2 protein-coding genes are annotated in these 1,595 nt (G+C 69.2%); both read left to right on the top strand.

Annotation, left to right across the window (positions count from 1 at the left end):
* Positions 1-1,151: chemotaxis protein CheA (locus Q0L11_RS21195; protein WP_296599914.1), on the top strand; the 1,151-nt coding region annotated here is incomplete at its 5' end.
* A gap of 47 nt (positions 1,152-1,198) precedes the next feature.
* On the top strand, positions 1,199-1,595 hold a 397-nt coding region (locus Q0L11_RS21190), incomplete at its 3' end, for a chemotaxis protein CheW (protein WP_296599916.1).

The following is a 1,595-nucleotide window of genomic DNA, read 5'->3' as shown; positions in this document are numbered from 1 at the left end:
ATCGCCTGATCGACCTGGTCGGCGAGCTGGTCATCAACCAGGCCGTGCTGGCCCAGCGCGTGATGGAGGCGGGCCTGGCCCGCGCCAGCGCCGTCGCCATGGGCCTGGACGAGCTGGAGCAACTGACCCGCGAGATCCAGGACAGCGTGATGGCCATCCGGGCCCAGCCCGTGAAGTCCGTCTTCCAGCGCATGCCGCGTCTGGTGCGCGAAGTGGGCGCGATGGTCGGCAAGCCGGTCCGCCTGGTCACCGAGGGCGAAGGCACCGAGGTCGACAAGACCGTGATCGAGCGCCTGGCCGACCCGCTGACGCACATGATCCGCAACGCGATCGACCACGGCCTGGAAAGCCCGGAGAAGCGCGCCGCCGCCGGCAAGCCGGCCGAAGGCGTCGTGAAGCTGGCCGCCTTCCACCGTTCGGGCCGCATCGTGATCGAGGTGTCCGACGACGGCGGCGGCATCAACCGCGAGCGCGTCAAGGGCATCGCCATCGAGAAGGGCCTGATCTCGGCCGAGGCCACGCTCTCGGACGAGGAGATCGACAACCTCATCTTCATGCCGGGCTTCTCCACGGCCGCCGAGGTCTCCGACATCTCGGGCCGCGGGGTCGGCATGGACGTCGTCCGCCGCTCGATCCAGGCCCTGGGCGGCCGGATCAACATCACCTCCAAGCCCGGCAAGGGCTCGACCTTCACCATGAGCCTGCCGCTGACCCTGGCCGTCCTCGACGGCATGGTGGTCTCGGCCCATGGCCAGACGCTGGTCGCCCCAATCACGGCGATCGTCGAGACGCTGCAGCCCAAGGCCGAAGACGTCCACAGCCTGGGCGGCCACGCCCGGGTGATCGCGATCCGCGGCGGCTTCGTGCCCCTGATCGACGTGGGCATGGCCCTCGGCTACCGCCGCGACCCGCTGGAAGCGACGCAGGGCGTGGCGCTGCTGATCGAAGGCGAAGGCGGCGCCCGCGCGGCCCTGCTGGTCGACGCGATCCAGGGCCAGCGCCAGGTGGTCATCAAGTCGCTCGAAGCGAACTACCGGCAGGTGCCGGGCGTCGCCGCCGCCACCATCCTCGGCGACGGCCGCGTGGCCCTCATCCTCGACATCGACACCATCGTCACCGTTTCCCGCGGCGACATGCGCAAGGCGAGCTGAACATGAACCAAGTCATCTCCCAAAACGGGCAGAACCAGGCGGGCGGCATGAAGGAACTGATCTCGTTCCGCATCGGCGCCCAGGAATTCTGCGTCGACATCATGGCCATCCGCGAGATCCGCGGCTGGACGGCGGCGACGGCCCTGCCCCAGTCCCCCTCCTTCGTGAAGGGCGTCATCAACCTGCGCGGCGCGGTGCTGCCGATCGTGGACCTGGCCTCGCGCCTGGGCTTCGAGAGCACCGAGGCCAGCGACCGCAACGTCATCATCGTCGCCCAGATCGGCGAACAGGTGGTGGGCCTGCTGGTCGATGCGGTGAGCGACATCCTGACGGTCACCGATGACGTGATCCAGCCGACGCCCGACGTCGCCTCCGAGACCGCCAAGAGCTTCATCCGCGGCCTGATCGCCATGGACGGCCGCATGATCAGCCTGATCGGCCTCG

This window comes from Phenylobacterium sp., assembly GCF_024508875.1.
In the GTDB taxonomy this organism is placed as follows: Bacteria; Pseudomonadota; Alphaproteobacteria; order Caulobacterales; family Caulobacteraceae; genus Phenylobacterium.
The sequence above is the reverse complement of the archived record's forward strand: the minus strand, read 5'-3'. Positions and strand labels throughout refer to the sequence as shown.